This window comes from Actinomyces massiliensis 4401292 (genome assembly GCF_000269805.1).
Classification (GTDB): domain Bacteria; phylum Actinomycetota; class Actinomycetes; order Actinomycetales; family Actinomycetaceae; genus Actinomyces; species Actinomyces massiliensis.
Genome location: NZ_JH711483.1, coordinates 334669 through 361352, shown reverse-complemented (window position 1 = coordinate 361352; position 26684 = coordinate 334669). Strand labels below are relative to the sequence as shown.

At 68.5% G+C, this 26684-nt stretch carries 21 protein-coding genes; 11 read left to right on the top strand and 10 right to left on the bottom strand.

The window, feature by feature from the left end; all coding sequences use genetic code 11:
- The first annotated feature begins 100 nt into the window (after nucleotides 1–100).
- Nucleotides 101–925, top strand: coding sequence for a histidinol-phosphatase (gene hisN, locus W5W_RS0113250; protein WP_017195740.1), 825 nt, complete (start codon nucleotides 101–103; stop codon nucleotides 923–925).
- A 150-nt stretch (nucleotides 926–1075) separates the two neighbouring features.
- Entirely contained in the window at nucleotides 1076–1942 is an 867-nt protein-coding gene (locus tag W5W_RS0113245) for an undecaprenyl-diphosphate phosphatase (protein ID WP_008732558.1), read from the top strand.
- A gap of 332 nt (nucleotides 1943–2274) precedes the next feature.
- Here the strand turns inward: W5W_RS0113245 and W5W_RS16255 are convergent, their stop codons facing one another.
- Together W5W_RS16255 and W5W_RS0113240 are read right to left on the bottom strand one after the other, a co-directional pair.
- Nucleotides 2275–2895, bottom strand: coding sequence for a hypothetical protein (locus tag W5W_RS16255; protein WP_154650356.1), 621 nt, complete (start codon nucleotides 2893–2895; stop codon nucleotides 2275–2277).
- Between the two features lie 128 nt (nucleotides 2896–3023).
- A complete protein-coding gene (locus W5W_RS0113240) occupies nucleotides 3024–3821 on the bottom strand; it encodes an alpha/beta hydrolase (RefSeq protein ID WP_017195739.1) in 798 nt (265 codons plus the stop codon).
- A 449-nt stretch (nucleotides 3822–4270) separates the two neighbouring features.
- Here W5W_RS0113240 and W5W_RS0113235 point away from each other — a divergent pair, with 449 nt between their 5' ends.
- The 3 genes from W5W_RS0113235 (at nucleotide 4271) to W5W_RS0113225 (ending at nucleotide 9734) form a co-directional block, all read left to right on the top strand.
- Nucleotides 4271–4924: a nitroreductase gene (locus W5W_RS0113235; protein ID WP_017195738.1), complete on the top strand. Its 654-nt coding sequence runs from the start codon at nucleotides 4271–4273 to the stop codon at nucleotides 4922–4924.
- A gap of 86 nt (nucleotides 4925–5010) precedes the next feature.
- Complete coding sequence (locus tag W5W_RS0113230) at nucleotides 5011–6345, top strand: exonuclease SbcCD subunit D (protein WP_008732553.1); 1335 nt, start codon at nucleotides 5011–5013, stop codon at nucleotides 6343–6345.
- The gene (locus W5W_RS0113225) at nucleotides 6345–9734 is read left to right on the top strand and encodes an AAA family ATPase (protein ID WP_017195737.1); all 3390 of its coding nucleotides are present in this window, start codon (nucleotides 6345–6347) and stop codon (nucleotides 9732–9734) included. Before W5W_RS0113230 ends, W5W_RS0113225 begins: the two co-directional genes overlap by 1 nt.
- A gap of 39 nt (nucleotides 9735–9773) precedes the next feature.
- Here W5W_RS0113225 and W5W_RS0113220 read toward each other — a convergent pair whose 3' ends face one another.
- The 3 genes from W5W_RS0113220 to W5W_RS0113210 all read right to left on the bottom strand — a co-directional run bounded on the left by W5W_RS0113220 (nucleotide 9774) and on the right by W5W_RS0113210 (nucleotide 12641).
- Nucleotides 9774–10241: a DUF6912 family protein gene (locus W5W_RS0113220; RefSeq protein ID WP_029574327.1), complete on the bottom strand. Its 468-nt coding sequence runs from the start codon at nucleotides 10239–10241 to the stop codon at nucleotides 9774–9776.
- A 73-nt stretch (nucleotides 10242–10314) separates the two neighbouring features.
- On the bottom strand, nucleotides 10315–12057 hold the full coding sequence (locus W5W_RS0113215; protein WP_017195735.1) for a CpaE/TadZ family protein: 1743 nt from the start codon (nucleotides 12055–12057) through the stop codon (nucleotides 10315–10317).
- Nucleotides 12058–12062: 5 nt separating this feature from the next.
- On the bottom strand, nucleotides 12063–12641 hold the full coding sequence (locus W5W_RS0113210) for a hypothetical protein (protein ID WP_029574326.1): 579 nt from the start codon (nucleotides 12639–12641) through the stop codon (nucleotides 12063–12065).
- Between the two features lie 204 nt (nucleotides 12642–12845).
- Here W5W_RS0113210 and W5W_RS0113205 point away from each other — a divergent pair, with 204 nt between their 5' ends.
- The gene (locus W5W_RS0113205; RefSeq protein WP_017195734.1) at nucleotides 12846–13076 is read left to right on the top strand and encodes a helix-turn-helix domain-containing protein; all 231 of its coding nucleotides are present in this window, start codon (nucleotides 12846–12848) and stop codon (nucleotides 13074–13076) included.
- A 30-nt stretch (nucleotides 13077–13106) separates the two neighbouring features.
- Here the strand turns inward: W5W_RS0113205 and W5W_RS0113200 are convergent, their stop codons facing one another.
- Nucleotides 13107–13658, bottom strand: a complete 552-nt coding sequence (locus W5W_RS0113200; protein WP_008731324.1) for a Fis family transcriptional regulator — start codon at nucleotides 13656–13658, stop codon at nucleotides 13107–13109.
- Between the two features lie 185 nt (nucleotides 13659–13843).
- Here W5W_RS0113200 and W5W_RS0113195 point away from each other — a divergent pair, with 185 nt between their 5' ends.
- Both W5W_RS0113195 and W5W_RS16770 read left to right on the top strand, forming a co-directional pair.
- Nucleotides 13844–14719 carry a LysM peptidoglycan-binding domain-containing protein gene (locus tag W5W_RS0113195; RefSeq protein ID WP_017195733.1) on the top strand — a complete coding sequence of 292 codons (876 nt, stop codon included), beginning with the start codon at nucleotides 13844–13846 and terminating at the stop codon, nucleotides 14717–14719.
- Complete coding sequence (locus tag W5W_RS16770) at nucleotides 14716–15396, top strand: Rv3235 family protein (protein ID WP_017195732.1); 681 nt, start codon at nucleotides 14716–14718, stop codon at nucleotides 15394–15396. Before W5W_RS0113195 ends, W5W_RS16770 begins: the two co-directional genes overlap by 4 nt.
- 38 nt (nucleotides 15397–15434) lie before the next feature.
- On the opposite strand, the gene secA is transcribed toward W5W_RS16770, so the two are convergent.
- Nucleotides 15435–18353: a preprotein translocase subunit SecA gene (gene secA, locus W5W_RS0113185; RefSeq protein ID WP_008731328.1), complete on the bottom strand. Its 2919-nt coding sequence runs from the start codon at nucleotides 18351–18353 to the stop codon at nucleotides 15435–15437.
- Between the two features lie 282 nt (nucleotides 18354–18635).
- On the opposite strand from secA, the gene W5W_RS15060 reads away from it, so the two are divergent.
- Nucleotides 18636–19544 (top strand): ComF family protein, encoded by a 909-nt coding sequence (locus tag W5W_RS15060; protein WP_081486253.1) that lies wholly within the window; start codon nucleotides 18636–18638, stop codon nucleotides 19542–19544.
- Between the two features lie 216 nt (nucleotides 19545–19760).
- The gene (hpf, locus tag W5W_RS0113175; RefSeq protein WP_017195730.1) at nucleotides 19761–20405 is read left to right on the top strand and encodes a ribosome hibernation-promoting factor, HPF/YfiA family; all 645 of its coding nucleotides are present in this window, start codon (nucleotides 19761–19763) and stop codon (nucleotides 20403–20405) included.
- A 173-nt stretch (nucleotides 20406–20578) separates the two neighbouring features.
- On the opposite strand, the gene W5W_RS0113170 is transcribed toward hpf, so the two are convergent.
- The 3 genes from W5W_RS0113170 to mtrA form a co-directional block, all read right to left on the bottom strand.
- A complete protein-coding gene (locus tag W5W_RS0113170) occupies nucleotides 20579–22426 on the bottom strand; it encodes an LpqB family beta-propeller domain-containing protein (RefSeq protein ID WP_017195729.1) in 1848 nt (615 codons plus the stop codon).
- On the bottom strand, nucleotides 22423–24273 hold the full coding sequence (gene mtrB, locus W5W_RS0113165; protein WP_017195728.1) for an MtrAB system histidine kinase MtrB: 1851 nt from the start codon (nucleotides 24271–24273) through the stop codon (nucleotides 22423–22425). The genes W5W_RS0113170 and mtrB overlap by 4 nt, the downstream gene beginning before the upstream one ends.
- Nucleotides 24274–24373: 100 nt before the next feature.
- Complete coding sequence (mtrA, locus tag W5W_RS0113160) at nucleotides 24374–25057, bottom strand: MtrAB system response regulator MtrA (RefSeq protein ID WP_017195727.1); 684 nt, start codon at nucleotides 25055–25057, stop codon at nucleotides 24374–24376.
- A gap of 387 nt (nucleotides 25058–25444) precedes the next feature.
- On the opposite strand from mtrA, the gene W5W_RS0113155 reads away from it, so the two are divergent.
- Nucleotides 25445–26656, top strand: coding sequence for a glycerophosphoryl diester phosphodiesterase membrane domain-containing protein (locus tag W5W_RS0113155; RefSeq protein ID WP_017195726.1), 1212 nt, complete (start codon nucleotides 25445–25447; stop codon nucleotides 26654–26656).
- The last annotated feature ends 28 nt before the right edge of the window (nucleotides 26657–26684 follow it).

The following is a 26684-nucleotide window of genomic DNA, read 5'->3' as shown; positions in this document are numbered from 1 at the left end:
ATCCTCATGGACATGGGCGGGAGCGGACCTCCCCGACCCCGGCGCCTGACGCGGCACTGTCGCTCCGAGCGAGTGGGGTCGTCCCCGCTACCGTGGTGTCATGATCGAGAGCTCTCCCCCGTCCCGAACCGGCGAGCGCCGTTGGCGCGACGATCTGCACCTGGCCCACACGATCGCGGACCAGGTCGATCCGCTGACTCAAGCGCATTTCGACAACCAGGATTTCGAGATCGAGACCAAGCCGGACCTGACCCCCGTCACCGTCGCCGACCGGGAGGCCGAGCGCCTCATCCGCGATTACCTGTCGCGGGCGCGCACCCGGGACTCGGTGCTCGGCGAGGAGTTCGGGACGACGGGGCATTCCCCGCGCCAGTGGATCATCGACCCGATCGACGGGACGAAGAACTTCGTGCGCGGGGTGCCCGTATGGGCGAGCCTCATCAGCCTGGCGGAGGACGGCGAAGTCGTCGTCGGACTGGTCTCCGCACCGGCGCTGGGCAAGCGCTGGTGGGCGGTCAAGGGCGGCGGCGCCTGGAGCGGGCGGTCCCTGGCCCTGGCCCGACAGCTGCACGTCTCGAGCGTCGCCGACCTGGAGGACGCCTCCCTGTCCTACTCCTCCCTGTCCGGCTGGGTGGACCGCCGGCGGCTGCGCGGCATGCTCTCGCTCATGCAGGGCTGCTGGCGCACGCGCGCCTACGGCGACTTCTGGTCCTACATGCTGCTGGCCTCCGGCGCCGTCGACGTGGCGGCGGAGCCCGAGCTCGAGGTCTACGACATGGCAGCGCTCGTCCCGATCGTCTCCGAGGCCGGAGGGCGCTTCACCTCGCTGGCGGGCGAGCCCGGCCCGTGGGGCGGCGACGCCGTGGCCACCAATGGTCCGCTGCACGACGCCGTTCTGACCCTTCTTGCCAAGGAGACAGACTGAGGCCGAGCGGGGCGAGTAGTGAGGCGAGTAAGAGCCGAGCAAGAGTCAGCGGGGCAGAGTGAGACCAGGTCAACGCCGCAGGGCTGTCAGCACCGCATCACGGCGCGATAACCTTCGGGCGACCCCGTCCGACCCCATCCTGGGAGACCCATGAACTGGCTGCACGCCGTCATCCTCGGCATCATTGAGGGCATCACCGAGTTCCTGCCCGTCTCCTCGACGGGCCATCTCAACATCGTCGAGAAGCTCCTCGACTACGACATCAACGACAAGGGCATCACCGCCTTCACCGCCGTCATCCAGATCGGGGCGATCCTGGCGGCCGTCATCTACTTCTGGAGCGACATCGTCCGCATCGTGACGGCCTGGTTCAAGGGCCTGCGGTCCAAGAGCGCCCGAAGCGACCCCGACTACACGCTGGGCTGGGGCATCATCCTGGGCTCGATCCCGGTTGCGGCCGTGGGGCTGGTGCTCAAGGACTTCATCGAGGTCACGGCCCGCTCCCTGTGGGTGATCGCCGGCGCGCTCATCATCTGGAGCGTGGTCATGTGGTTCGCCGACCAGCAGTCCGACGCCCCGGCAGGAGCCACTCACGCCTCGGTCGGCAAGGGCATGAGCCAGGTGGGCGTCAAGGACGCTCTCATCATCGGCGCCTTCCAGGCTCTCGCGCCCGTCCTTCCGGGCATCTCCCGCTCCGGCGCGACGATCTCCGCCGGGCTCTTCCTGCGCTTCGATCGCGTGACGGCCACGCGGCTGTCATTCTTCATGGGCATTCCCGCCCTCATCGCCGCGGGCCTGCTCGAGGCGGTGACGGCGGCAGGCGACATCAGCAGCAATATTGGCTGGACCCCCACCATCATCGCCACCATCGTCTCGGGCCTGGTGGCCTACGCGACGATCGCATGGCTGCTGAAGTTCGTCTCCTCCAACAAGTTCACCGGCTTCCTCGTCTACCGCGTGATCCTGGGCGCGGTCATTATCGCGCTGGTCGCCTCCGGCATGGTCGAGGTCTCCTGAGACCAATTCGGCAATGTTCAGCGATTTTCAGCGATGTTCAGCAAATTCAGCGACGCCCGGCGGGCGACTTGGTGGAGTAGCACGGTGAAGCGGTGAAGCGGCACTGAAGCAATGTGACGCGGCGCCATTGCCGACGGCGACGTGGATGAAGCAGATGAAGCGGTGTTGCATGATCCGGCTTCAGTCTTCGCTTAGCAGCGACCTGGGCACTGCGATCGGAAGCGAGCCTAGACGCGAAATCCACCATTGCCTGTACGAACGGCAGTCTAGTGGCCTCCTCGGAAATAAGCACTGGGATCGGCGCCGAGGCCATCCGGCTTGATGGCCACCTTTCATTTTCGCGCATACTCAGAAATATCTACAGCACCAATAGGCTTTTCATCTTCTAGCTCTTCAATTGAGATTGGCCCTTCGATCTGTACCCGGGCGACACGATCACCTCGACGGAAGTAGAACAAAGCCACTGGGGCCATTACAGTGTCAATCATAGAATATATGACCACATGAAGACCCCGATAGAAACCATAGTAACTCGCGTCCGCCCACTTTGCCAGAGCCCACGAGAAAGCAATCCTTGCGGCGGCAAAAAATACGGGAAACAGCAGTGATCCAGCGCCATGCGACTGAAACATGAACAGTAGCGACCACACTTCCACAAAAAGAACCTTATCTCTCGAGACTTCTTCTCTCGTCCAAACAATCGCTCCGACAGCAAAGAAAGCAAAGGAGATGCAGAATACAGCCCAGGATCGCACACCTATCCACCCCTCAACGTCGGGGATCCATCGTATTGGAATTCCCAACCAATGCACCAGTTGTGTCATCGCATTTATTGGAGGGATACGCAAAATCAGGCCGGCCATCAGCCCCCACGGTCCGACCCAGTATAGGAAATCACGAACAGTTCCTCCGTCCATCATGTTTTTCATGAAGGAACTTACAAAACCGCTCATCATCCTCCTTGATTGACCTTCAATGGCGAGCAAATTATTTAGCGACTCACGTGTAGCCGCCATGAACGGAGCGCCCCGACGATGCGTGCCGTCAGGACGCTCCGGGGCATGGGAGCCGAAGCTGGGCCTTACAGGTAACGCTTGAAGAATTCGATCAGCTTGTCGGCCTCCTGGGTGACGTAGGGCTCTTTCCAGTAGGTCTCGATGTGAGTGGCGCCGTCGATCAGGAAGCGCTCTTTGCTGCTGGTGCCGGTGGCCTTGTCGAAGACGGCATCGGTCATGTAACGGGTATCAGCATCCTTGCCCGCAATCATCAGCAGTGGTTGGTCGATCAATTCGGCCTGGTTCTCAGCATCGAAGGCCATCAAGTACATCAGGCTGCTGGTGGTGTAGCGCGGAGTGGCATTGGGGTGGAAATGGGTTATGCCGTAGTAGACCGTGCCATCGCGGTACAGACCGGCGGGGATCTCCTCGAGCTGCTCCTGAGTCAGCTCCAGCCGATGCGAGATATGGGTACCGGTGTACTCCACTTCGCCGTCCAGCTCCTTGGCGCGGGCCTGCACCGCCTGCTCCAGGCGCTCGGCGATGGAGTCCATCTGGGCGTCGAGGAAGCCGTTACGGCGGACGCGACCGCTGTTGAACATGCTGACGGTGGCCACCGCCTTGACCCGCTTGTCGGTCTTGACCGCCTGGATGGTGTAACCACCGCCCCCACAGATGCCGAGGGCCCCGACGCGCTGGGCGTCAACACCGGGATAGGTGCTGATGAAATCGACCATTGCCCGGATGTCCTCGACCCGGTTGGCCGGTCGATCCGTCTGGCGCGGTGTGCCGCCCGAGGCGCCCTGATAGGCGGCGTCGGCGGCAATGGTGACGAAGCCGTGCTCGGCCAGCTTCTGGGCGAACCGCCGCATCATATGCTCCATCTGCGCCACCGACTTCGGCGTCGGACTGCTCCGCTGATAGAAGAAGATGAGGCGACTGCCTACCAAATCTCTGCGATAGCCGCTCCACCAGCACCTTCAACGAACCACTGACCAAACGAGCCTCTGACCGTTGCCAGTAGACCGGTTCACCGGAAGACGATGACCTCCGTCCGTCGCAGCAGGTCTCCGCATACTATTGACGGCTCGACATCAACGGTAGTTCGTTACATGAACGGAGGTTTCTCCCATTCTTCGCGCCCCCGCTCTCAGAAGAATGGGAGAAACCTCCGTTCATGTCGCAAAACTCCGTCCATCCCATCCGCCTCCGTCGAGAAGAACCGGGAAACTAGGGCCGACGAGTCACTCACGAAGACGCCCACGCCCGGAATGCCCGAAGCGGGCCGCATGTTCTCCGAGCGGATGCGCCCGCGTCCGGAGAGGAAGACACCATGGAGTTCAAGCAGGTCGTTGCCCAGCGCCATTCCGTCCGCGACTTCACCGAACAGCCCGTGTCCCGCCAGGATCTGGTGGACATCGTGCGCACCGCCCAGCGGGCGCCGTCATGGGTGAACTCCCAGCCCTGGCGCGTCTACGCGGCCACCGGCGCCGCCCTCGCCACGATCAAGGAGCGCTTCGCCCAGAAGGCGGCCGCCGGCGAGAAGGGGAACTCGGATTTCCCGGTCATGTCTCGCACCCAGTGGTCGCCTGCCGCCCAAGCCAACATGGCGGCCCTTAGCGGCAGGATCGAGGCCCTGGGCGAGACGGCACAGGATTTCGCCGCGTCCCAGACCCGGCTCTTCAACGCCCAGGCGGCGCTGTACGTGACCATTCCCAAGGACTCCCCCCTGTGGTCCATTCACGACCTGGGGGCCTTCTCGATGCTGCTCGCCCTGGCCGCCGTCGACAAGGGGCTGGGGGCCATCAACGCCTACTCGCTCGTACATCATCCCGACGTGGTCCGCGAGGTCATGGGCATCAGCGAGGACGAGACACTCGCCGTCGGGATCGCCCTGGGACACCCCGCGGACAGCGACCTGGCAGCTTTCGCGCCCACCCGCATGGATGTGGACACGATCCTCACCATTCCTACTGTCAAGGACTGAATCAAGGACTGACCACCACGGCCTTCCGGGCAAGAGGCGGGCAAGGCACGGTCATTCGTGTCGCACCCCTGTGAGAGGGTGCGGTCATGCGGATCCTGCACACCTCCGATTGGCATCTGGGGCGCACCTTCCACGGGCGCCTCCTGGATGACGCCCAGGCGGCCTTCGCCGACCACCTCGTCGAGCTCTCCCGCTGCGAGGAGGTCGATGCCGTCGTCATGTCCGGGGACGTTTACGACCGCGCCATCCCGCCCACCGACTCGGTCCGCCTTCTGGATGACACCCTGCGCCGCCTCTCGGAGGTGACCCGGGTGATCCTCACCCCGGGCAACCACGACTCCGCACAGCGCCTCGGCTTCGGCGCCGATCTCCTGCGCGAGGGCCTGACCATTCGCGCCCGCACCGCCGAGGTCGGCCGCCCGGTCGTCATCCCGGGCCTCGACGGCGCGGACGGCCTGTACGTCTACGCCCTGCCCTATCTCGATCCGGATGCCGCTCGCGAGTCCCTGCCGCCGATCCTCGCCGAGAGGCTCGGAGAGACCGTTGAGGATCCCGTCGGGGATTCCGACGCCGCGCCCGAGGGCGCATCAGCACCCGCGGGTTCGCCCGCCTCCGGCTCCCCGGCGGCTCCCGCCGTCAGGCCTCGTCTGCCCCGCAGCCATGAAGCCGTCGTCTCGGGCGCCCTGCGCCTGGTCGCCGCTGATCTCACCGCTCGGCGCGCCGCAGCGGCAGTCCGGGTCCCGGCCCTGGTCATGTCCCACGCCTTCGTCGTCGGCGGGCAGCCCGCTGCCGAGTCCGAACGGGATATTCGCGTCGGCGGCGTCGACTCCGTTCCCGGAGGCGTCTACACCGGCCTGGGAGGCTCGCCCCTGGCCGAGCAGTCCGGCGGTCTGGACTACGTCGCTCTCGGTCATCTCCATCGTCCCCAAGAGATCCGCACCGACGGCAAAGGCCCCCGCCTCGTCTACAGCGGCAGTCCTCTTCCCTTCTCCTTCCCCGAGGCGGACTCCCCCAAATCCACCGTCCTGCTCGATATCGGCTCCGGCGGCGCAACCCGCCTCGAGCGCATCCCCGCGCCCCTGCCCTACCGGGCGACCACACTAACGGGCACGCTCGACGAGATCCTGGCTCTCGCCCCCGCGCACCGCGAAGACTGGGTGCGGGTCGCCCTGTCCGGCGCCATGCCACCGGACGCCATGGCGCTCCTCAAAGCCGAACTGCCCAATCTCCTGGCCTTCTCCCACACCCCGCCCCCGCAGGCCGAAGGCGATCGAATATCCGTCACACGGGCCAGTGATCCGCTGGATATCGCCGACCGCTTCCTGACCGAGATGCTCGGCCGCCCGGCTGATCCCGATGAACGGGCCGTCATGGCCACCGCCTACGACGCCGCGCGCACCGGCCCGGAGGGGATGAACTGATGCGTCTGCATACGCTGATCATGACCGGCATCGGTCCCTACGCGGGCACCGAGACCATCGATTTCGACCGTTTCACCGCCTCCGGCCGCTTCCTGCTGACCGGCCCCACCGGTTCCGGCAAGACGACCATCATCGACGCCATCGTCTTCGCCCTCTACGGGCAGGTCGCCGATTCGAGCGGTTCGTCCAAGCAGCGCCTGCGCTCCACTCTCGTCGATGCCGCCGCCCGATCCGAGGTCGATCTGACCTTCTCCACGTCGGCCGGCGTCTACCGAATCCTGCGCAGCCCCGAGTACTGGCGTCCTAAAAAGCGCGGTACCGGCACCACGCGCCAGAACGCCGCGGCCAAACTATGGCGCCTGTCGGCACCCGGCGGGCATGCCCTTGACGAGCCCATCACGCGGCTGGAAGACGTCGGCGCCGAGGTCAACCGCATCGTCGGCCTGAGCCGGGATCAGTTCACGCAGACCGTCGTCCTGCCCCAGGGGCGCTTCGCACGATTTCTGCGGGCGACCTCAGCGGAGCGCCACACCCTGCTGCGCGACGTCTTCGGTACCGGGATCTTCGACGCCATCCAGGCCGAGATCGCCGAACGCAACCGGCTCACGGACCGGGAGGCCCAGGCGGCCCGCCAAGCACTGCAGGCCCGGGTCGAGGTCGCTGCCCCACTGCTGGCCCTCCTGCCCATCCCCAGCGCCGACGACGACCCTCCTCCGGGCGCTCTCTCCGCCACCATCGTCACCGACGATGCGCAAGAGAACGCCGAACCTTTCCCGGCCCCACGGCGTACTGAATTGAGCGAGGCGCCCGAGTCGGCTGAGCTGTCTGAGACGGCTGAGCTTTCTGAGCCGGCCGAATCAGCTGAACTGGCTGAGCTGGCTCAGTTGGCTGAATTGGCCGGCGCCCCGGTCCCGGACACCGACGCCATCGCCGCCATAGGTGAGCAGGCCCTCGCCCGCAGCCGTGCCGCGCTCGCCCCGCTGGCCGAGGCCGTGGAACGCGCTCGGGCGGAGGCCGGTGCGGCGCATGCCGCCACCGAGGCCGCCGTCGAGCTGCGTCAGCGGCTCGACAGGCGTGAGGCGCTTCTGGCCGAGCAGGCCGAACTCGATGCGCACCGCGCCGCTCATGACGCCGATACCACGCGTCTCGACGCCGCCCGCCGCGCCTCCCAGGTCGCCACCGCCCTGCACCGGCACGCGCGCACCCTGCGAGACCTCGCAGCCGCACGCGACCTGGCGACGCAGGCACTGTCCCGGACCCTGAACACTGTCAAGGTCAGCGCCACCAGCACGATCCTTACCGACAGCATCGCTGACAGCACCGATGACACCGACAGCACTGACAACACTGACAGCACAGACACCCAGGACATCCCAGCCATCGGCCCGATCCTCGAGGAATGCGAAGCCATCCTCACCTCTGCTCCGCAGGCGCCCTACGCCCCCGAGGATTCCGGGGAATCGCAACGTCTCCAGCACGCCGAGTCTCAGCTGACCGCGCTCGCGACCCGCACTCGCACCCTCGCCGGATCTCTTGAGCCGCTGGTCGCCCTCGAAGCAGACCTGGGCGACCGGCGGACGGCGCTCGAGCGCGATCAGGACCTCCTCGACGCGCGCCGCACCGATCTGGATGAACACATCCGAGCGCTTGAGGCCCGGCCCGCCCGCCACGCCGAACTCGAGACCGCGCTCGAGACCGCGCGCCAGGCGGAGAACCGGCTCCCCCAGGCCCGCGTGGATCGCGACGCCGCCCTCGCGCGGCGCGATGCCGCCATTCGCGCCGAGGCGCTCGACACCCGGCTCGCCGCGAGCAAGCAGGCCGTCGTCGAGGCGACCAAAGCCGTGGAATCTGCCAAGGCGCACGCCGCCGCTCAGCACCGCGCCTGGCTTGAGGCCACGGCCGGTTCCATCGTCGCCGAGCTCGTAGACGGCGAGCCCTGCCCCGTGTGCGGCTCCCCGGAGCACCCCGCCCCCGCCGACCCCGAGGCCGGTTCGGTCAGCCGCGCCCAGGTCGAGCAGGCCGACGCCGAGCGAGCCCGCGCCGACGAGCATCTGACCGAACGGGTGCGTGAGCACAGTGATCTGGAACGCGATCACCGCACCGCTCTCGAGGCCTCGGGCATGCGGCCCCTCGCAGAACTCGATGACGCTCTGGCCGGGGCGGCCGAACACCTCCAGTCGCTCACACGGGCCTCGCGCCCCCTGGCGGAGCTGACCGAGCAGCTCGCCGGCTTCGCCGAGGAGACCACCGCCATGCGCGACGCCCTGGAGACGGACCGCACCGCCCTCGCCGAGGATCGAGCCCGCCTCGAAGCAGCGCAGAACGCCCTTGAGCAGGACCGAGCACGCTGCGCTGACGCCTGCGGCGAGCACGCCACGGTCGCTGCCCGGCATCACGCGCTCCTCGGCATCGCAGACGCCGCCGAGTCGGCGCGCTCGCACCTGGCGGCAGTCCGCACCGCCGCCCGGGAGGCGACCAGTGCATCGGACGACCTGGGCAAGGCCCTGGCAGCCGCCGGCTTCACCACGGCGAGTCAGGCCGAGCAGGCCATTCTGCCGGCCGCCGAGCTCACGGTCCTCGCCGAGGCGGTCGACCGCATCCGCGCAGACCGCGAGCGCGTCCGTCACGCACTCACTGAGGACCCGCGGATCCGCACCCTCACCGGTGAGGAGACCGCCGATGTCGCCGGCGCCCGCCGACTCCAGGAGGCCGCCGAGAAGACGCGCGAGACCGCACTGGCGGCCCATGCGACTGCTTCAGAGGCCCACAGGCACCTTGAGGAGGCCCTGGAGGCCGTCGATAGGGCCGCCGTCCGGCTCGCCGACATCCTCGCAGGCAGCCGGGCGCTGACACAGGTCGCCGCCCTGGTCACCGGTCGCAACGATGCCTCCACCCCCCTGGCCACATGGGTCCTGCTCGACCGCTTCGCCGAAGTCCTCGTCTTCGCCAACGATCGCCTGACTCAGATGTCATCGGGACGCTACGAGCTCGTGCGCGTCGCCGATGAGACCGGCTCGGCCGGACGCCGCGACCGCGGGCTCGGCCTGGGCGTGATCGACCGCCTCTGCGCCGGCGTGGTGCGCGATCCCAAGACGCTCTCGGGCGGGGAGACCTTCTACGTCTCCCTCTCGCTGGCCCTCGCCCTGGCAGACGTCGTCACCGCTGAATCCGGAGGCGTCGCCATGGAGACTCTCTTCGTCGATGAGGGCTTCGGCACCCTCGACCCCGAGACCCTTCAGACTGTTCTCGCCGAGCTCGGGCGCCTTCAGGCGGGCGGTCGCACCGTCGGCATCGTCTCCCACATCGAGGAGCTCCGTCGGCAGGTGCCCGACCGTATCGAGGTGACCACGACGCCCGTGGGCTCGACGCTTCGCATCACCGCCTCATAGCCGGCCGAGTTCCGCAACGGGCCGGCCCCACCGGCCCATTCAGCCGAGCTCAGCAGCCAGGTACTCGCGCTCGGAGACGTCGAACCACAGCAAGTCGGCCTCCCCGACCCGCTCGAAGGCAGCCTCGTCGCCCGTGCGCGCCGCCCGCACGTCCACCTCGACCTCCCGCTCATCGACCAGCAGCGCAGCCACCGCCTCCCAAGCCACCGGGGCCCCGACCTGAACCGTGCCGGGCAGGATCTCCTCACTCACCTGGACCTCCGAGACTGCTGCGGCGTCGACGTCCGCCGCGATCACGACCCGGCGATCCGCCAGGACCCCGGCGCCAGGCCCGCTCAGGAGCATCAAGGAGGCGTCCGCCGCGCACAAGCTCGCCGAGGCCTCCAGAGTCTCCTCATCCTCATCGGGCAGGGCCCGGGCCAGGGCGGACGTGACCGCGTGAGCCGTCCGAGGACTGATGGTCGGCGCAGACAGGTCGGCGGCCGTCGCAGGCAGGTAGACACGCATGGCCCAAGTGTGCCCGAGCGCGCCCGAGTGCGCCGCATGCGTCTCGTCCCGCACGCCGTACAGCGCCCCGCCGCTACCTGGCGCGCCGTCCCCGGTGCCGCCCCTCACGCGTGGCGGGCGAGATCCGCTCTCCGCCCGCGGTCTCGGTCCCGGCATCCGGCGGTGGTGGAGGAGGCGGAGGCACTGCGCCCCGTGGGTGCGCGGGCCCCGACCCCATCGCCGCGCCCCGATGCGATGGGGGAATCGACGGCGACCCACCGGTGGGAGAAGACGGCGTCCCCGCCCCGACTCGTTGCGGGCCGCCCGACCGCGCCGACCGGCGCGCCCGCTTCGCCCGAGCGCTCCGGCTCTCGCGCCGCCGCAGCCCGAGCCCGCGGCGCGCCTTCCTGACCGCCCGGCGAGAAGCGGCCGCATCCGGGGCGACTCGATCCGCGAGCCCCGCCAAGGCCAGTCCGAGCGCACTGTCGGGCGCCGCCTCGGTGGCGGCCCGCCCCTCCATCATGCAGCGGTCGGCGCTCACCGGGTCGTCGGGCACGAGCGTCACGTCGCTGAGCCGGCCGTAGCGCTCAAGGGCGTCTCTGACGGCGCGCTGCGGCGAGGGCCCGGCGACGCTCGACCGTACTCGCGTCACCACCACCTCGAGGCGGCCGGCCGGGCGCATCTCGTCGTCCAGGTCCCCCAGCAGTTGCAGCAGCCGGCGCACTCCGACGGGATCCGCCCCGCCCACCACCAGGACGACGTCGGCACGGCGCACGAGCTCGGCAGCCACGGCGCCCCTGCCGGGCTCCAGGGTGTACTCGTCGACCGAGTCGTCGATCGGCCCGCCACTGACATCAACGACCGTCCAGGCGGCCAAGCCGCGGCAGCGACTCCACACCTCGGACATGGCCGAGGGCGGAAGCTCACGCCAGCGCCCGGGGCGCCCCAAGCCGGACAGCAGGCGCTCCGACTCTCCGACGGGAACCAGGAGCTCGCCCAGGGTCTCCTCATCCAGCCTGCCATGCCCCGCCAGGCGTGCGGCGGTCGCCAGTCCGGAGGAGTTCTCCGGCAATCCGAGGACCTGGGAGAGGCACGGCCCCTCCAGGTCGGAGTCGACGAGGATCGTGCCACCTGCGGGAGCCAGGCTGTGAGCCAGCGCTGCCGCGATCGTTGTCCTCCCGTAGGAGCCGCGGGGCCCCCAGACCACCACGATGCTGCCGTCCGCACCATTCGTCCCACTCGTCTGCGCGCCGGCGCCATGGGGCGGACCGCCGTCGGACGCATCGGAAGGACGCCTTTCGGGCTCTGCGGGCGACGGGGCCTTCTCCACCGGGATGGAACCGTCTGCGCCCCCGGTGTCTTCCGGCACGGCCGGGGCCGAGGGCTCGATGGCCGCCAGCTCGGCCCATAACTGATCGTCGGCCCCATCATCCGACTGGGAAGGAGCCGTGACCCGCATGGTCGGGGCCGGAGGCCCGTTCTCGACGGCGTGGGCGAGCACCTGCAAACGGGCCCGCACCGCACCGGGATCGATGCTCCGCTCCTCAGCCGACCATCCGGCCACTGCCCAGCGCTCTGCCTGATCGGCGGACGTCAGGACGATGCCGGTCGCACCGGCACGCGCCAGTCGATCCACAACAGAGAGGTCGAGGTCGTCGAACTCCGTATCCACCACCACGAGCGCGGCCAGGCCCGCCATGGCGGCGCTGAGCAGTTCGGCCGTATCCGCGCAGCGGCGCACCACGCGCAAACCGGATCCGTGCGCATCGATCGCTCGCAGCAGGTCCGCGTCCTCCCCGGAGACGGCCAGGAGGACCCCATGCAGTCGCTCGGCCATCTCACTCAGCTCCCAGCATTGCCGGGCACCAGGACGAGGGCCCCGTCTCCGCCGACGGCGGTGAGAACCTCGGCCACGGAATCGGCCGGAACCAGGACTTCGACCTCGGTGGTGTTCTGCCCGATGAGGCTCTCCCCCGTCTGCCCGACCGTCGAGACGATCAGGTGCTCGGCGATCACCTCGGCCTGGGTGCGCTCATCGTCAGCAGTGACCTGGGCGGCGGGCAGAGCCCACAGGTCGACGGCGTCGCCAACACCGGTATCGGCGGGAAGACCGGAAGAGACCTTCAGGACGACCGCGCGCAGGTCATCCGAGGTCTCGCTGCCCACGGCGCTGGTGGGCAGGAGCTCACCAGCGCTCAGGGATCTCTGGGCGACGGCGCTCTCGGGCAACTGGCCGGCCCTCACATAGGCATCGGTGCCTGGATGGGCGTCCACCAGGGACAGGACCCCATCGGCCGTCAAATCCTGCCCGGGCGCGACGTCCCGGCTGAGGACGTAGACCTGCTGGGTGTCTGCGGCGGCGTTCACCGCCCAGGATCCCAGGGCGACGGAGGCGCCGATGAGGACGAGACCGCCGGTCAGGCGCGGATCACGCCATGTGGAACGATGCCCGCGCGCGGGGCGTGCGGAGTCTGCATGTGCATTTCGTGCGGGACCACGACGGGAAAGGACCATGAGTTTCTCCTGATCACTCATGAGGCCCTGGGATATTCTGGAAGCATCTTTGACTATCCACAGGACTGTTCAGGGATGGCGCGCTGTGCACCGGGATGTCATCATCGTGCCATGAAAGACAAGTTCCTGACCATTGCCGAGGTCGCCGAAAATCTGCAGCTGTCCGCTCAGGGCGTACGCGCCCTCATCCAGTCCGGAGACCTGCCGGCGATCCAGGTGGGCGCCCGTCGCCTATGGAGGGTCCCCGAGAGCGCCTTCGACGCCTACATCGAGCGCCAGCTCAAGGCCACGCGCGACATGGTCGCCGCAGGCGCCGCAGGCCAGCTTTTCGAGAAGGAGTGAGCCCGGCGAGCACCTTCTGGACCGGCCGGCTCACCGGCTGCGCAGAACGTCGAGCGCGGCCAGCGCCACAGTGACGACCCCGGGCCGCACCCCTCCCGGCGGACGCCGCTGACCGTTGCCGCTGCGCGGACCATCCACGACGACATCCAGATAATCGGCCCCCACTCGCCCGATCCGGCCAATGACGTCTCCGGCGGGGGTCACCGCGCGCACTCGAGCGCCGGCACGGGCCAGTTCGCGGGCAGCGGCCTGAAAAGTCGGACGGCGACCGATCGCCTCGGGCGCGGGGCCGGGCAGCGGCTCGAGGAATGCGAGCGAATCGGTCGGGACGAGAGCCTGAAGGCCGTCCCCCTCCTCAATGAGCACGAAGCCGTCCTCGGCGCGCGCCAGCACGCCATCAACCGGGGTACCGCCACGCGTACGCAGGCGGATCGTGCGCCCAACAGCGCCGCGGAGCCGATCGGCGAGCCGCACAGCGGCGACTTCGGCCTCCGCCAGGTCCGCCGCCTGAGCCGCGATATCGGCGCGGCGCTCCGCCTCGAACCGACTCTCGAGGTCGACCAGCAGCGCGTCCCATTCCATGTCCGCACCTCATCACGACCCACGCGGACGCAGCAAGACCACGCACTCGCTCGACATACGGCAGTCACCTCAACCGCCAGAGGCGCAAGCGATCAACCTGACCACCTAAAGAACTCTTGACAACCTGAGATCTATCAAGCAGTATCAAATCACCTCAAACAACATCTTCAATGACGGAGATCCCCATGCGTCCGCTTCTGCACCTCACTGTCGTCGCGCTGGCCGGGGCCCTGGGCACGGCGGCGCTGGCGGCGAGCGCCTGGTCTGCGGGCACCGCCCTCGCCTCGGTCCCAGTCGCCTGGTGGAGCACATCCCAGATCGCCCAGATCGCGATCGTGCTCGCCTGCGGGATCGGAGCCGCGGGCTGCCTGTGGCATCTGGCGTCCGCCGGGCTAGCGCTGGCGATCCTGCTGCGGGATGCCGTGGCAATAACTTCGCAGGCTTCAACGACCTCAAGGACTTCGCGCGGCGCATCGGCCAGAACCGTCATGGGCGGGCGCGCCGATGTCGTACTACAGCGGTGGGGCGCTCCGCTCGTGCGCCGGATCACCACCGGCGCCCTGATCGCAGGGATCGCGATCTCGCCGGCCGCGACGGCGGCCCCATCGGCCTCCGCACCCCCTGATGACCTGGGGTGGCGGGTGAGCACCGGAGCGGCCGCCGCCCCGCCGGACAAGTCCGCCCCGGATCCGGACGGCGCCGAGTCCGCGCAGGACTCCCCACCGGCCGAGCCGGCCCCACCGGCCGTTGAGAGCGCGGAGAATGCCGATCCCGCCGCCTCGTCCGGCTCCGCTCCCGACGATGGGACCGGGACCCGGACCGACTCCGCACACACGCACACCGTCGAACCCGGAGAGTCGCTGTGGTCGATCACCGCGGCCGCACTCGGACCCGACGCCACCGATGCGCAGATCGTCCAGACCTGGCCCCTGGTCTACGAGACGAACACCGAGCCCATCGGCTCAGATCCCTCGCTTCTACGCCCGGGAGCCGAGCTGCGGCTTCCCGACGCACTCGCCCAGGCCCGCCCCACCCCCTCCGAGGACAGGAAACAACCATGACCGCCGCACCAGCCGTCACGCCACTCATCACATCAGCCGCCACTGCGACACCGGCCCCGACCAGGCCGCTCCCGCGCCCAGTCAGGAAGGGCTCCGCTCCCGCGCACCCCACGCGCCCCGCGCCGAGCCGTCCGGAACCGTCCGGGCCACGGCCGCGCACGCCCAGGGCCGCCGCCCGCACCCCGGCGGGCAGGACCGTCACCCGCGCGCCCAAGTCGGACGCCGAACACGCGCAGTGGGACCGCCTGCACTTCCAGGCCCCGACCAGACGCCGGAAGCAGAGCAAGCGGAAAAGCACTCGAGCCGCGCCCAAGGCAACCGAGCGGCCGACAGCGGGGCAAGAACAGCTCCCGGATCCGCGGCGCCATGCCGCCTCCATCGTCACGGCGGCCGCAGAGGTTCTCAGCGGCCACCGGCCCGTGGACCACCTGGCGAGGTGGACCACTCCCGACATGTTCGAAGCACTGGCTCGCCGCGCGGGCCTGGCCATGCGCCTCCTGGGAACCGAGCCCGGCCGCGCCCGCCCCAGGGCGCGCTGCGTCCACGCCCAGATCACTCTGTCGGGCAACTGCGAGGCCGCCGTCCTGCTCGATGACGGCTCACGGGTTCGGGCCGCGGCGGCCCTTCTGGTTCTTCATCGTGGCCGGTGGGTCATGTCGACACTCGAAATCGGCTGAGCCCGGCACCGGATCTGCGCGGCCGCACCGGTCTGCGGTCAGTGCCTCCGCTTCTTCTTGGCGGCGCGCCGCTGAGCCCGGTTGGCGGAGCGCGAGGCCCCATCCGCAGAGGCCCTAGCGCGTCCCGCCGCCACCCGTGAGCTCGACGAGCTCGATGAACTCGATGAGTCCGAGGCTCCCGCGCTGCCCGCCGCACTCCAGGCGGAGCCCGACGTCGTCGATGTGGCGGTGCCGTCCTCCGAGGGGGCCGAGTAGGTCACCCGCCGGCTCATGGACTCCTGGCCGGTGGACCCCAGGACGCCGCCACCCGCGGAGCCGGAGCCGACCGCTCCGACCTTGAGACGGGCCGCAGCGGTGCCGTCCGCAGCGGCGACAGTCGCAGCGGCCTCGGCCGTGCCGTCCTCGGCGGCGCGCGCCGCGGCGGCGTCGAAGCGACCGACGTTGGCGAAGATCTGCTCGATGGTCTCCTCGCGGATGCCCTCCATCATCGCCTTGAACATGTGGGCGCCCTCGTTGGCGTACTCCACCAATGGATCGCGCTGCGCCATGGCGCGCAGGCCGATGCCCTCCTTGAGGTAGTCCATCTCATAAAGGTGCTCGCGCCAGCGCTTGTCGACCACGGCCAGCAGGACACGGCGCTCCAGGGTCCGCATGGGCTCGTCACCGAGCTGCGTGCGGGCCAACGGGTTGTCATTCATACGCCTCTCGGCGTCCTCATAGGCCACGGCGACGTCCTCCGAGAGTTCGACCGACAGCCGTTCGGAGGTCAGGCGGTCGAGGCCGCCCACCGCATCGACGAGCTCATCCCGGGTGAGCCCCACCGGGTAGAGGTGACCGAGATCGTTCCACAGGGCGTCAAGATCCCATTCGTCGGAGCGTCCCTCTGCGGTACGACCGGCGATGATCGCCCCGACGGCCTGGGAGCGGAAGGCCTCGACCTGCGGCTCCAGATCCTCGCCCTTCAGCACGCGATGACGCTCGTCGTACACCTTCTCGCGCTGCTCGGTCATGACGTCGTCGTACTTCAGGACGTTCTTGCGGATCTCATAGTTGCGCGACTCGATCTGGCGCTGGGCCGAGGCGATGGCGCGCGTGACCACCTTGGACTCCAGAGGCACGTTGTTGTCGTGGACGTCCGAGGCCATGATGCGCTGGGCGGCGTTGGAGGCGAACATGCGCATGAGGTCGTCCTCCATCGACAGGTAGAAGCGGGACTCGCCCGGGTCCCCCTGACGGCCGGAGCGCCCGCGCAGCTGGTTGTCGATACGGCGGGACTCGTGGCGCTCGGTGCCCAGCACGTACAGGCCGCCGAGCTCAACGACCTCGTCGTGCTCCGCCTTGCAGGCGTCCTGAGCCGCTTTGAGCGCAGCGGGCCAGGCCTTGTCGTACTCCTCGGCGTTCTCCTCGGGATCCAGGCCCGCCTCCTTGAGCCCGGAGACGGCGATGTGCTCGGCATTGCCGCCGAGCATGATGTCCGTACCGCGGCCGGCCATGTTGGTGGCCACGGTGACGGCGCCCTTGCGCCCCGCCATGGCGACGACGGCGGCCTCGCGCGCGTGCTGCTTGGCGTTGAGGACCTGGTGGGGGATCTTCCGCTCGCTCAGCAGGGCGGAGAGCTGCTCGGACTTCTCCACGCTGGTCGTGCCCACGAGGACCGGCTGCCCCGCCTCGTGGCGCTCGGAGATGTCATCGACCACGGCGGTCAGCTTGGCGGCGACATTGGTGTAGACCAGGTCGGGCTGGTCCTTGCGGATCATGGGCTTGTTGGTGGGGATGGGGACGACACCGATCTTGTAGGTGCCGGCGAACTCGGCAGCCTCGGTCTCGGCGGTGCCGGTCATGCCCGAGCGCGAGCCCTCGGGGTAGAGGCGGAAGTAGTTCTGAAGGGTGATCGTCGCCAGAGTCTGGTTCTCGGCCTTGATCTCCACGTGCTCCTTGGCCTCGATGGCCTGGTGCATGCCCTCGTTGTAGCGGCGGCCCGGCAGGACACGACCGGTGTGCTCATCGACGATGAGCACCTCGCCATCGCGCACGATGTAGTCCTTGTCGAGCTGGAAGAGCTCTTTGGCCTTGATCGCGTTGTTGAGGAATCCGATCAGCGGCGTGTTCTCGGACTCGTACAGGTTGTCGATGCCCAGGTAGTCCTCAACACGCTCAATGCCGGGCGACAGGACGCCGACCGTGCGCTTCTTCTCATCGACCTCGTAGTCCTTGCCCGCGCGCAGGCGCTCCGCCATCTTGGCGAACTCCTTGTACCACTTGTTGACGTCCCCGGTGGCGGGCCCGGAGATGATCAGCGGAGTGCGTGCCTCGTCGATGAGAATGGAGTCGACCTCGTCGACGATGACGAAGGCGTGGCCCCGCTGGACCAGATCCTCGGGGCGCTGAGCCATATTGTCGCGCAGGTAGTCAAAACCGAACTCATTGTTCGTGCCGTAGGTGATGTCGCAGGCGTACTGCTTACGACGCTCTGCGGGAGTCTGACCGGTCAGAATGCAACCGGTGGTCAGCCCCAGGAAGCGGTGGACGCGCCCCATGAGGTCGGACTGGTACTCGGCGAGGTAGTCGTTGACGGTTACCACGTGGACGCCCTTGCCCGTCAGCGCCCGCAGGAAGGAGGGCATGGTCGCCACGAGCGTCTTGCCCTCACCGGTCTTCATCTCGGCGATATTGCCCAGGTGGAGTGCGGCACCGCCCATGATCTGGACGTGGAAGGGCCGCATGCCCAGCACCCGGTCGGCCGCCTCGCACACTGCGGCGAATGCCTCCGGCAGCAGCCCATCGAGGGATTCCCCATCGATGTAGCGCTCCTTGAGGTCCGTGGTGACCTCTTTGAGGTCCTCGTCGGTGAAGTCCGCATAGGTCTCCGCGAGCGCCTCGACCTGAGTGGCGATGGCGTCAAGCTTCTTGAGGGTGCGGCCCTCACCGATGCGAAGGATCCGGTCGACAATCGACACGCTGGTTTCTCCCTTGTTGGTGGTGGGGGTGCACAGCCCACGGCGGCGTCATCCGCGTCCTCCGCTTCCCCATCGCCCGGTCCTGCCGGGCGCAGACACGGCCCATCGTAGTGGACGGCCCGCGAGCAGCCACCGCGCCACTGCATGATCTGTCTCATCTCATTACAGACGGCTGCGAGAGCACTGAAGAGCCATGTGCACAGGGTCCGTTCCCGGCATCCCCGGTCGGGGAAGTGTGGACAGGCGCCCGGCCCGGACTCGCGCTCGTGGGACTGTGGAGTCATGCATCCTCCACCACCGCCCTCCGGCGGCGCGCCTCGTACGGCCCCCGCAGTCCTGGCGCCTCTGATACCGACCGCATCCGGCGGGACGCGCCGCCTGAGTGAAGCGGTCCGACTCATGCTGCCGGTGTCCTGCGCCGGCTGCGGGCGCTGGGATGTCGCGCTGTGCTCGGACTGCCGGGACCTGCTCGCCGGGGAGCCCACGGTCGTCGAGCACGCCGATGCCGCCGGCGCCCTGGACGTCATGGCCATGGCCGCCTATGCCGGGCCGGTGCGGCGCATGGTGCTGGGATGGAAGAACGGCGCCCGCGAAGACCTTGCGGCCTCCATGGAGGAGCTCGGCATCCGCGCCGGTCGCCTGTGGGCGCGCTCCTCGAGCGACAAGACGCGCGCCGCCATCGGCTCCGGGCCCCTGCTCGTCGTCCCGGCCCCCTCGGGATGGGCCCGCCGCATCCGCGGCCGGCTGGTGGCCGCCGCATTCGCCGACGCCGTTGCCCGGGGCGCGGCGGTCGGGTGGTCGGAAGCCCGGGAGGAGGCCCGCGATTCGGACCGCTCTCTGGAGGTCCTCAGCGCGGACCTGCTGCGCCGGCCCCGGTTCGCCGGCGGCGCGCACCAGACCGGACGCACCGCGCGTCAGCGACGGGCCAACCGCACACGTCCGCCACGAGTCCTGGCACCGGTCACGGGCCTTGCGGTCCTCCTGGTCGACGACGTCGTCACCACCGGCGCGACCCTGGGAGGCTGCGCCCGCGCCCTGCACGACGCGGGCGCACGAGTCATCGGTGCGCTCGCCGTGGCCGCTGCGCCATCGCCCGCCCGGAAGCAGCACCCGGTCGTGCCGGGCGGCCCGGTTTCAGCGTCGGGCGATCAGTGCGGATCGGCGGCATCCGTCCCGCGCCGAACGGCGTAAGTATGGTGTAATTATGGTGTAATTTATGTATCACCGTGCACAGAAGCACGAGGATGCACGAGCCGCAGCGCAGGCGACTGCGCGGCGTCCCGCCCGGCCGGCGGGTTGGCACTCAGGAGGTGGTGAGCGACCGTCCAGAGCCCGCCGCACGGTGCGACGGGTGCTCTCCAACGCCCGATCCCCCTGCAGGATCATCAGGACCCAGAAAGGTTCACCATGGACATCACCGTCGTCGGCCGCAACGCTGAGATCAGTTCGCGTTTGCGGGACTACGTCGAGGAGAAGGCCGCCAAGGTCGAGCAGCTCGACCCGCGCGTCCAGCGCGTCGAGGTCGAGGTCACCCACGAGCGCAACCCGCGCCAGGCCGATACTGCTGAGCGCGCCGAGATCACCGTCATCTCGAAAGGCCCGATCATCCGGGCCGAGGCCAGTTCCTCCGACCGCTTCGCCGCCTTCGACATCGCCATGGGCAAGTTGACCGAGCGTCTGCGCCGCGCACGCGACCGCAAGAAGGATCACCGCCGCTACACGGTCGAGGTCGCCAAGGATCAGGAGATCCATCCCGTCGAGGAGACCATCGTCGTCCCCGACACCGGGGACGCGCCGATCGAGGACTCCCCAACGGCTCCGACCGAGCCGGGCGTCGCCGTCGAGTCGCAGTTGGGAGACTCCCCCGTCATCGTTCGTCAGAAGCTCCACCAAGCCGTACCGATGACGGTCGATGAAGCGCTCTACCAGATGGAGCTCGTCGGTCACCCCTTCTACCTCTTCATCGAGAGGTCGTCCAAGCAGCCGTGCGCCGTCTACCACCGTCACGGCTGGACATATGGAGTCATCCGCCTGGACGCCCAGGTCCTGTAACCGCGCTCCGCAGCAGCGCTCATGACACAACCGGGGTCGGCTCGCGAGCCGACCCCGGTGCTTGTTGTGCGGACGGATTCGCGCGAAGCGGTTCCCATGCGGCTTCGACCGATCTCGACGCGGAATCGGACCGATCTCGAGCCGGAAATCGACCGATCTCGACGAGCGCGCAATCAGGGCAAGGGGTAGGACAAGTCGGAGATCTCCGTGGTCAGCACCCTCCAGGTGGCGCCCTTGCGCTGCCAGACCTGCCCCTGATCGTCCGCCAGCAGCGCCGCCCCACTGATGCGGTCGGCGACGAGCCCCTTCGCCCCCTGAGCACCGGCGACGCTCGTCTTGACCCCACCGACCTGCACGTACCGGACATCGAAGGTCCCCTGACCGGCCTCCCCGGGCGCCAGCACCACCACGCTGACGGGATCGCACCATGCCAACCCCGTGACCCCCGAGTCCGAGGCCAGCGGCAGCGGCAGCGGCTCTCCGAGCCCACTGGGCGTGCCGTCCTCAGCGCGCACGACGGCCGCCACACTCACGCGCTCGTCACCGCCATCGCCCTTGCTCCGGTGGCGCAATGCGACCCTGGCTGACTCGGCGGCCAGATCCACCGCCGTCACCTCGCGTCCCTCCAGCCAACGCGCGCCCAGCTGCGCGCGCTGCCCCAGGCTGCCCACGGAGGTCAGCACGCCATCGGCAGCAGTCCACACCCAGCCATAGCGGTCCACCACCGGAGGCAGCAGGCCTCCCGCACCCGCATCGGCCTCTCCGACCGAGGCGATGACGCTGGCAGCGCCCTCCCCCGCCCGCAGGCGCAGCAGGCTCGACGCATTGAGGACGTAAACGGCCCCATCAGGGCCGAGTGCCGGGTGGCGGGCCTGGGCGGTGCCCAGCGCCTGGGCCGTTGCCAGGGTCTTGCGGGTCGAGCTGGTTCCCTGAACAACGGCGCCGCCGTTCAAACCGACGACCGCACCGACATCGGCGTCCGGCTCCTGGAGCGGGGCGGGTTCACCCATCGGCTCCTGTCCGGCCATGACGACGATCGAGGCGATGCCCTCGATGCGAGTCAGCGTGGCGTCCAGCTGCGCCACCGCAAGAGAGCGATCCTGCTCGCTCAGGCTCGTCGCGGCCCCGCCGAGGGTCACAGTGGCCGTCTCGCCCTCGAGCGTGACGCCGTCGGCCGCCAGTTCGACACCTCCGGACAGCGCCGACGAGGCCCCCGCTGCGAGCCAATCCGTCGGCCCGTCCAGCAGCGCCGCGACTGCGGAGGCGGCTAGATCCTGTCGTGGCAGCCACCGCAGGTCGGGCACGAAACGGGTGCGGTCAGGGGTCAGGAAGTACAGGCTCGTGGCTACGAAGTTGGTTGACAGGCTCCCTGCCGGAAGCAGTACCCCGGAGGGCAGATCGACGATCCGCCACTGGCCCAGACCATCAGTGGCCAGGGAATAGGACGCCGTGTAGCCGTTCGTGCCGCCGGCCTCGGCGGATGAGCCGGAGGTCAGGATCCCAGCCGTGTCGATGGAGCCGACGAGTTCCACCGCGACCCGGACGGCCCCCGACTCATCGCGCTCCACCACGGGCGCCGTGGACCCGGCGTAGGCGCGGACGACCGCGGCGGGGTCCCAGGCATCGGCGGCGACCCGATGCAGGAAGACGCGGGCGGTGGCAAAGTCGTCGGAGAACCCAGCGATGCAGGCCCTCAGGAACCCGGAGACGATCTCCTCCGGCCCGGCACCATCGCGCGGACGAGCGGCTGTCTGCACGAGCTGCCCGCTGCGGGAGGAGACCGCATCGGAGGACGTGACCTCGCCGCTGGTCGGCAGGTCGGCGCAGGCGGTGAGCGCGGCCGCCCCACCGCCGGCGGTCAGCGCAGAGAGCGCTAGCACAGCGCGTCGCGACACGACGGCGTCATGACGGTTGCGAGGGGGATGAGGGGCACGGTGCCCGTCGAGCCTGTCACTGTCACGGATGAGGGCGCCGTCGCGGGCTGCCGCCCGCCCGTCCCGAGCATTCTCGTCGTGCCTCATCGCGGCTCACCTGGATCCGCCCGCCTGTCGACGTCCTCGGGGGTACGGGCCCTGGGGTAGGTGCTGGAACGGGTCGTGGGCACGGGAGGCATGATCGGCAGCTCGGATTCAACCAGTGCCGGGTCCTCCTGCGCTCGATCGGCGGCGCGGCGGGACGCCGGTGCCGGAGCCACGACGGGTGCCGGCGCTGTGGCGGGTTTCGGCTCCGGCTCACGGCGCAGGGCCACACGGGCGACGGCGGGGGCGTCATCCGGGACGACGCCGAGGGGCCCGGGCTCGGTGAAGCTACCGGGCCCTGCATCCGGGCCCAGATGCCGAGGCAGGGTCAGGAGGAAGGAAGCGCCTTCCTGGGGCCAGCCCCAGGCGATGATCGTGCCGCCGTGCAGGGCGGCGTCCTCCAGGGCGATCGACAGTCCGAGCCCCGTCCCGCCCAGGGTCCGCTTGCGAGAGGGATCGGCACGGTAGAAGCGGTCGAAGACCTGCTTGACGACATCGGGACTCATGCCGATTCCGTGATCGCGGACCCGCACAGCCACCGCATCGTCCGACTTGGCGATGGTGACGTCGATGCGAGAACCCTCCGCGTGCTCGATCGCATTGACGATGAGATTGCGCAGAATCCGCTCGATGCGCGTGGAGTCGACCTCGGCGATCACCGGTTCGGGCGGCGTATCGAGCACGACCTGCGAGCCCTTGGCCTCGATGTGCACGGCGACCAGGTCCAGCACGCCCAGCGTCAGTGCGGCGATATCGGCGTCTTCGGCGCGCAGCTGCACGCGCCCGGAGTCGATGCGCGAGATCTCCAGCAGGTCGGTGAGCATGGATTCGAATCGATCGATCTCCCGCATGAGGATCTCGAGGCTGCGCGCCGCGAAAGGATCCTCGATCTCATCGCGGGCCTCCCAGATCTGCTCGCTGGCCAGGCGGATTGAGGCCAGGGGGGTTCGCAGCTCGTGGGAGACGTCGGAGACGAACAGCCTCTCGATCTTCGACAGTTTCTCCCAGGCCTCGATCTGGGCCTCCAGGGAGGCCGCCATCTCGTTGAAGGAGCGCGACAGCGTGGCGATCTCATCCTCTCCATGGACCGGCAGGCGCTCGCTCAGGCGGCCGCCGGCCAACCGCTGGGAGGCCAGGGAGGTGCGCCGGATGGGAATCAGGACCCGCCAGGTCAGTGCCCAGATCCCCAGGATGAGCATGAGCAGGAACCCCGATCCCGCAATCACCACCGCCCGGGAGGCCAGCTCGATCACGTTCTGCTCCGGGGCCAGGGTGTAGATCAGGAACAGGTCGTACTCGCCCGCCAGCGGCAGCGAGACCCTCTGCCCGACGATGAGTCCCGGACTCGACCCGTTGCCGGAATCGACACTGATCGACTTCCAGTACTGCCTGGGCTCGCTGGCGCTGTCCGCGATGGCGGTGGTCAGATCCTCGGTGACCAGATGGTCGAGTTTGGAATCGGTCGTCAGATCATTGATGACATTGGCCGTCGTCTCGGTGCCACTCCGCTTCAGGACGACGCCGACACCGCCCGCCCCGGCGAAGGACTGGCCCACCGAGGAGATCTGCGCCTGGGCGACGGCGGCCACTTGATCGGCCGTCGTCGCCCCGGAGGTGTCGAAGGCCGCCTGAACGGTGGCCACCCGCAGACGGGCGTCGGTGAGGATGACGTCACGACGGTCCGCGAAGATGTCATCGCGGATCCGGGCCGTGACGACCACCAGAATGATGACGATGAGAACGATGCCGCCGACCATGGCGAACATCGCCATCCGGGTCGCCAGACTGCGCCGGATGGCCGACAGCGACGGCATGAAGCCGTCGCGTCGGCGCAGACCGGGGCTGCTCACCGGCGTCGGCCCGCCCCCCGGATCCTTGCGGGGCGCTTCGGGGGAGCTCGCGCGAGCGGGCCGGCGTGAGAAGGTCACGAGCCGAATGCGGGCGGCCGGATCAGGCGGGGTCTCCAGCGCGGTAGCCCACGCCGCGGACAGTCACCACGATCGCCGGATGCTCGGGGTCGTGCTCGATCTTGGCGCGCAGTCGCTGAACGTGCACGTTGACAAGCCTGGTGTCAGCGGCGTGCTGATAGCCCCACACCTGTTCGAGGAGCTCCTCGCGGGTGAAGACCTTCCAGGGAGTGCGCGCGAGTGTGACCAGCAGGTCGAATTCGAGGGGCGTCAGGCCGATCTCGATGTCTCCGCGGCGGACCTGGTGTCCTGCGACGTCGATGTCGAGATCGCCGGCGCGGACATGCTCGGCGCCGCCGTTGTCGGACGTGCGGCGCAGCCGAGTGCGCACGCGGGCCAGCAGCTCCTTGGACTTGAAGGGCTTGGTGACGTAGTCGTCGGCCCCGGCCTCCAGCCCTGCGACGACATCCTGAGTGTCGGTTCGCGCTGTGAGCATGATGACGGGGACATCCGACTCTTCGCGGATGTGTCGGCATATCTCCACGCCGTCGACGCCGGGAAGCATGAGGTCGAGGAGAACAAGATCGGGATCGGATTTGTGGAAGACGTCGATGGTGGTAGCCCCGTCGGCGCAGTACGAAGGTTCGTAGCCTTCGGCTGTGAGCATGATGCCGATCATCTCTGACAGGGCCGTGTCGTCATCGACGACCAGGATGCGGGTGCTCATAGAACGTATCTTGACACGAAGACGAGCCCGACGAGACATTGTCGTCAAGGCGTCGAGCACGTGTCGCCCAAGTATTTCAGCTAAACGCCGCCCTCGTGACAACTCCGTGATGTCTTCGTGCCGCCTTCGCAACTGCTTCGTGTTCCCTTTGTTATGCCTCCTAGTACCCTGCATTAACTCTGAGCGTTCTCCGTGATCGTCTCACGGCCTTCTCCCGCCGCCTCTCGACTCCCGCAAACTCCCGCAGACTCCCGCAGAATCCCGCGGGTCCCCACAGGTCCGTGCGCGCTCCCCGGCGCCGCGCCGCCTCTCTCCCCCCCCCGTTCGGGGTGCCATATCCTCCTCGGGACGGAGGAGAACGCCTCGACGACGTGTCACAGTGGGACCATGACCAATGAGACTGACGAGCCTCAGGAGCAGTCGTGGCAACCGCCCTCCGACTACTACTCCCAGAAGTCGGAGGGCGAGCCCCCGGCCAATAGTGCGGAGCAAGCATCGGCGGAGATTCCACCGGCTGTCGCGAGCCGGGATGGATCCGGCCAGTACGCCGGCCGGGCCTCCGCCTTCGGGACGACGGGGCCGGGCTTTGCTCCGCAAGCCTTCTCCCTCGCGCCCAAACCGGGGGTCATCCCGCTGAGGCCCCTGGGCGTCATGGAGATCATCAGCGGGGCTTTCGATGCGCTGCGCGCCAATCCGCGCGCCATGTTCCTGCCCTCGCTCATCGTGATGAGCATCCTCGGGATCATCTCGTCGTTCGTGATGTTCGTAGCGGCGCGCGCCCAGTTCTACGCCCTGGAGGCGCTTCCGACCTCCGACAGTGCGCCTTCAGACCGGCTGGAAGAAAACATGCCGGCCCTCTTCCGGGCCACCAGCGCCACAGTTCTGCCGAGCGTGGGGCTCTCCCTGCTGGTGGCCCTGGTCTCGATCATTCTGACCGGTCTGCTCATCGTGGCGGTTTCGCGCGCTGTACTCGGACGCGTCGCCACGCCGGGCGAGCTCTGGGAGAAGGTCCGCTCTCGTATCTGGCCGCTCATCGGCCAGTCCCTGCTCATCGGAATGATCACCTTCGCCACGATCACACTCATGCTGGTCTTCTTCGTGGGCGCCACCTTCTCGTTGTTCAACGCCTCCTCGCCCTCGGGCACCGAGATCGCGAGCATTATCGGCATCCTCCTGGTCGTCTTCATCCTCGCTCTCCTCCTGTCCATCGCCGCCTTCTACTTCACGATCCGTCTGAGCTTCTCAAGCGCCGCTCTCATCCTGGAGAACGTGGGCGTATGGGAGGGCATGCGCCGGTCATGGCAGCTGACCAAGGGCAGCTTCTGGCGGGTGGTCGGCATCCTGCTGATCGCCGCGCTCATCACCTCCGCCCTGACCGGGATTGTCTCGAGCATCCTGGGGGCGGCCGGCGGACTAGTGGCCGCCCAGGAGAACGCGGATGCATACGCCGCCATCATGGCCGGGGCCAACTTCCTCAACTCCGTCCTGCAAGCGGCGATCCTGCCTTTCAGCGCCGCCGTCACTGCGCTGACCTACATCGACCTGCGCATGCGCAAGGAGGGCCTGGACGTCGAGCTGCGCCAGGCCGCCGGCGTCTGACACCGGCCGGGTCTCGAATCACCGCATT

Bases quoted from the DNA above. Each gene is read 5' to 3' on its own strand.
- hisN (WP_017195740.1), top strand. From the start codon at position 101: ATGATCGAGAGCTCTCCCCCGTCCCGAACCGGCGAGCGCCGTTGGCGC.
- W5W_RS0113245 (WP_008732558.1), top strand. From the start codon at position 1,076: ATGAACTGGCTGCACGCCGTCATCCTCGGCATCATTGAGGGCATCACC.
- W5W_RS16255 (WP_154650356.1), bottom strand. From the start codon at position 2,895: ATGAGCGGTTTTGTAAGTTCCTTCATGAAAAACATGATGGACGGAGGA.
- W5W_RS0113240 (WP_017195739.1), bottom strand. From the start codon at position 3,821: ATGGAGCATATGATGCGGCGGTTCGCCCAGAAGCTGGCCGAGCACGGC.
- W5W_RS0113235 (WP_017195738.1), top strand. From the start codon at position 4,271: ATGGAGTTCAAGCAGGTCGTTGCCCAGCGCCATTCCGTCCGCGACTTC.
- W5W_RS0113230 (WP_008732553.1), top strand. From the start codon at position 5,011: ATGCGGATCCTGCACACCTCCGATTGGCATCTGGGGCGCACCTTCCAC.
- W5W_RS0113225 (WP_017195737.1), top strand. From the start codon at position 6,345: ATGCGTCTGCATACGCTGATCATGACCGGCATCGGTCCCTACGCGGGC.
- W5W_RS0113220 (WP_029574327.1), bottom strand. From the start codon at position 10,241: ATGCGTGTCTACCTGCCTGCGACGGCCGCCGACCTGTCTGCGCCGACC.
- W5W_RS0113215 (WP_017195735.1), bottom strand. From the start codon at position 12,057: ATGGCCGAGCGACTGCATGGGGTCCTCCTGGCCGTCTCCGGGGAGGAC.
- W5W_RS0113205 (WP_017195734.1), top strand. From the start codon at position 12,846: ATGAAAGACAAGTTCCTGACCATTGCCGAGGTCGCCGAAAATCTGCAG.
- W5W_RS0113200 (WP_008731324.1), bottom strand. From the start codon at position 13,658: ATGGAATGGGACGCGCTGCTGGTCGACCTCGAGAGTCGGTTCGAGGCG.
- W5W_RS0113195 (WP_017195733.1), top strand. From the start codon at position 13,844: ATGCGTCCGCTTCTGCACCTCACTGTCGTCGCGCTGGCCGGGGCCCTG.
- W5W_RS16770 (WP_017195732.1), top strand. From the start codon at position 14,716: ATGACCGCCGCACCAGCCGTCACGCCACTCATCACATCAGCCGCCACT.
- W5W_RS15060 (WP_081486253.1), top strand. From the start codon at position 18,636: ATGCATCCTCCACCACCGCCCTCCGGCGGCGCGCCTCGTACGGCCCCC.
- hpf (WP_017195730.1), top strand. From the start codon at position 19,761: ATGGACATCACCGTCGTCGGCCGCAACGCTGAGATCAGTTCGCGTTTG.
- W5W_RS0113170 (WP_017195729.1), bottom strand. From the start codon at position 22,426: ATGAGGCACGACGAGAATGCTCGGGACGGGCGGGCGGCAGCCCGCGAC.
- mtrA (WP_017195727.1), bottom strand. From the start codon at position 25,057: ATGAGCACCCGCATCCTGGTCGTCGATGACGACACGGCCCTGTCAGAG.
- W5W_RS0113155 (WP_017195726.1), top strand. From the start codon at position 25,445: ATGACCAATGAGACTGACGAGCCTCAGGAGCAGTCGTGGCAACCGCCC.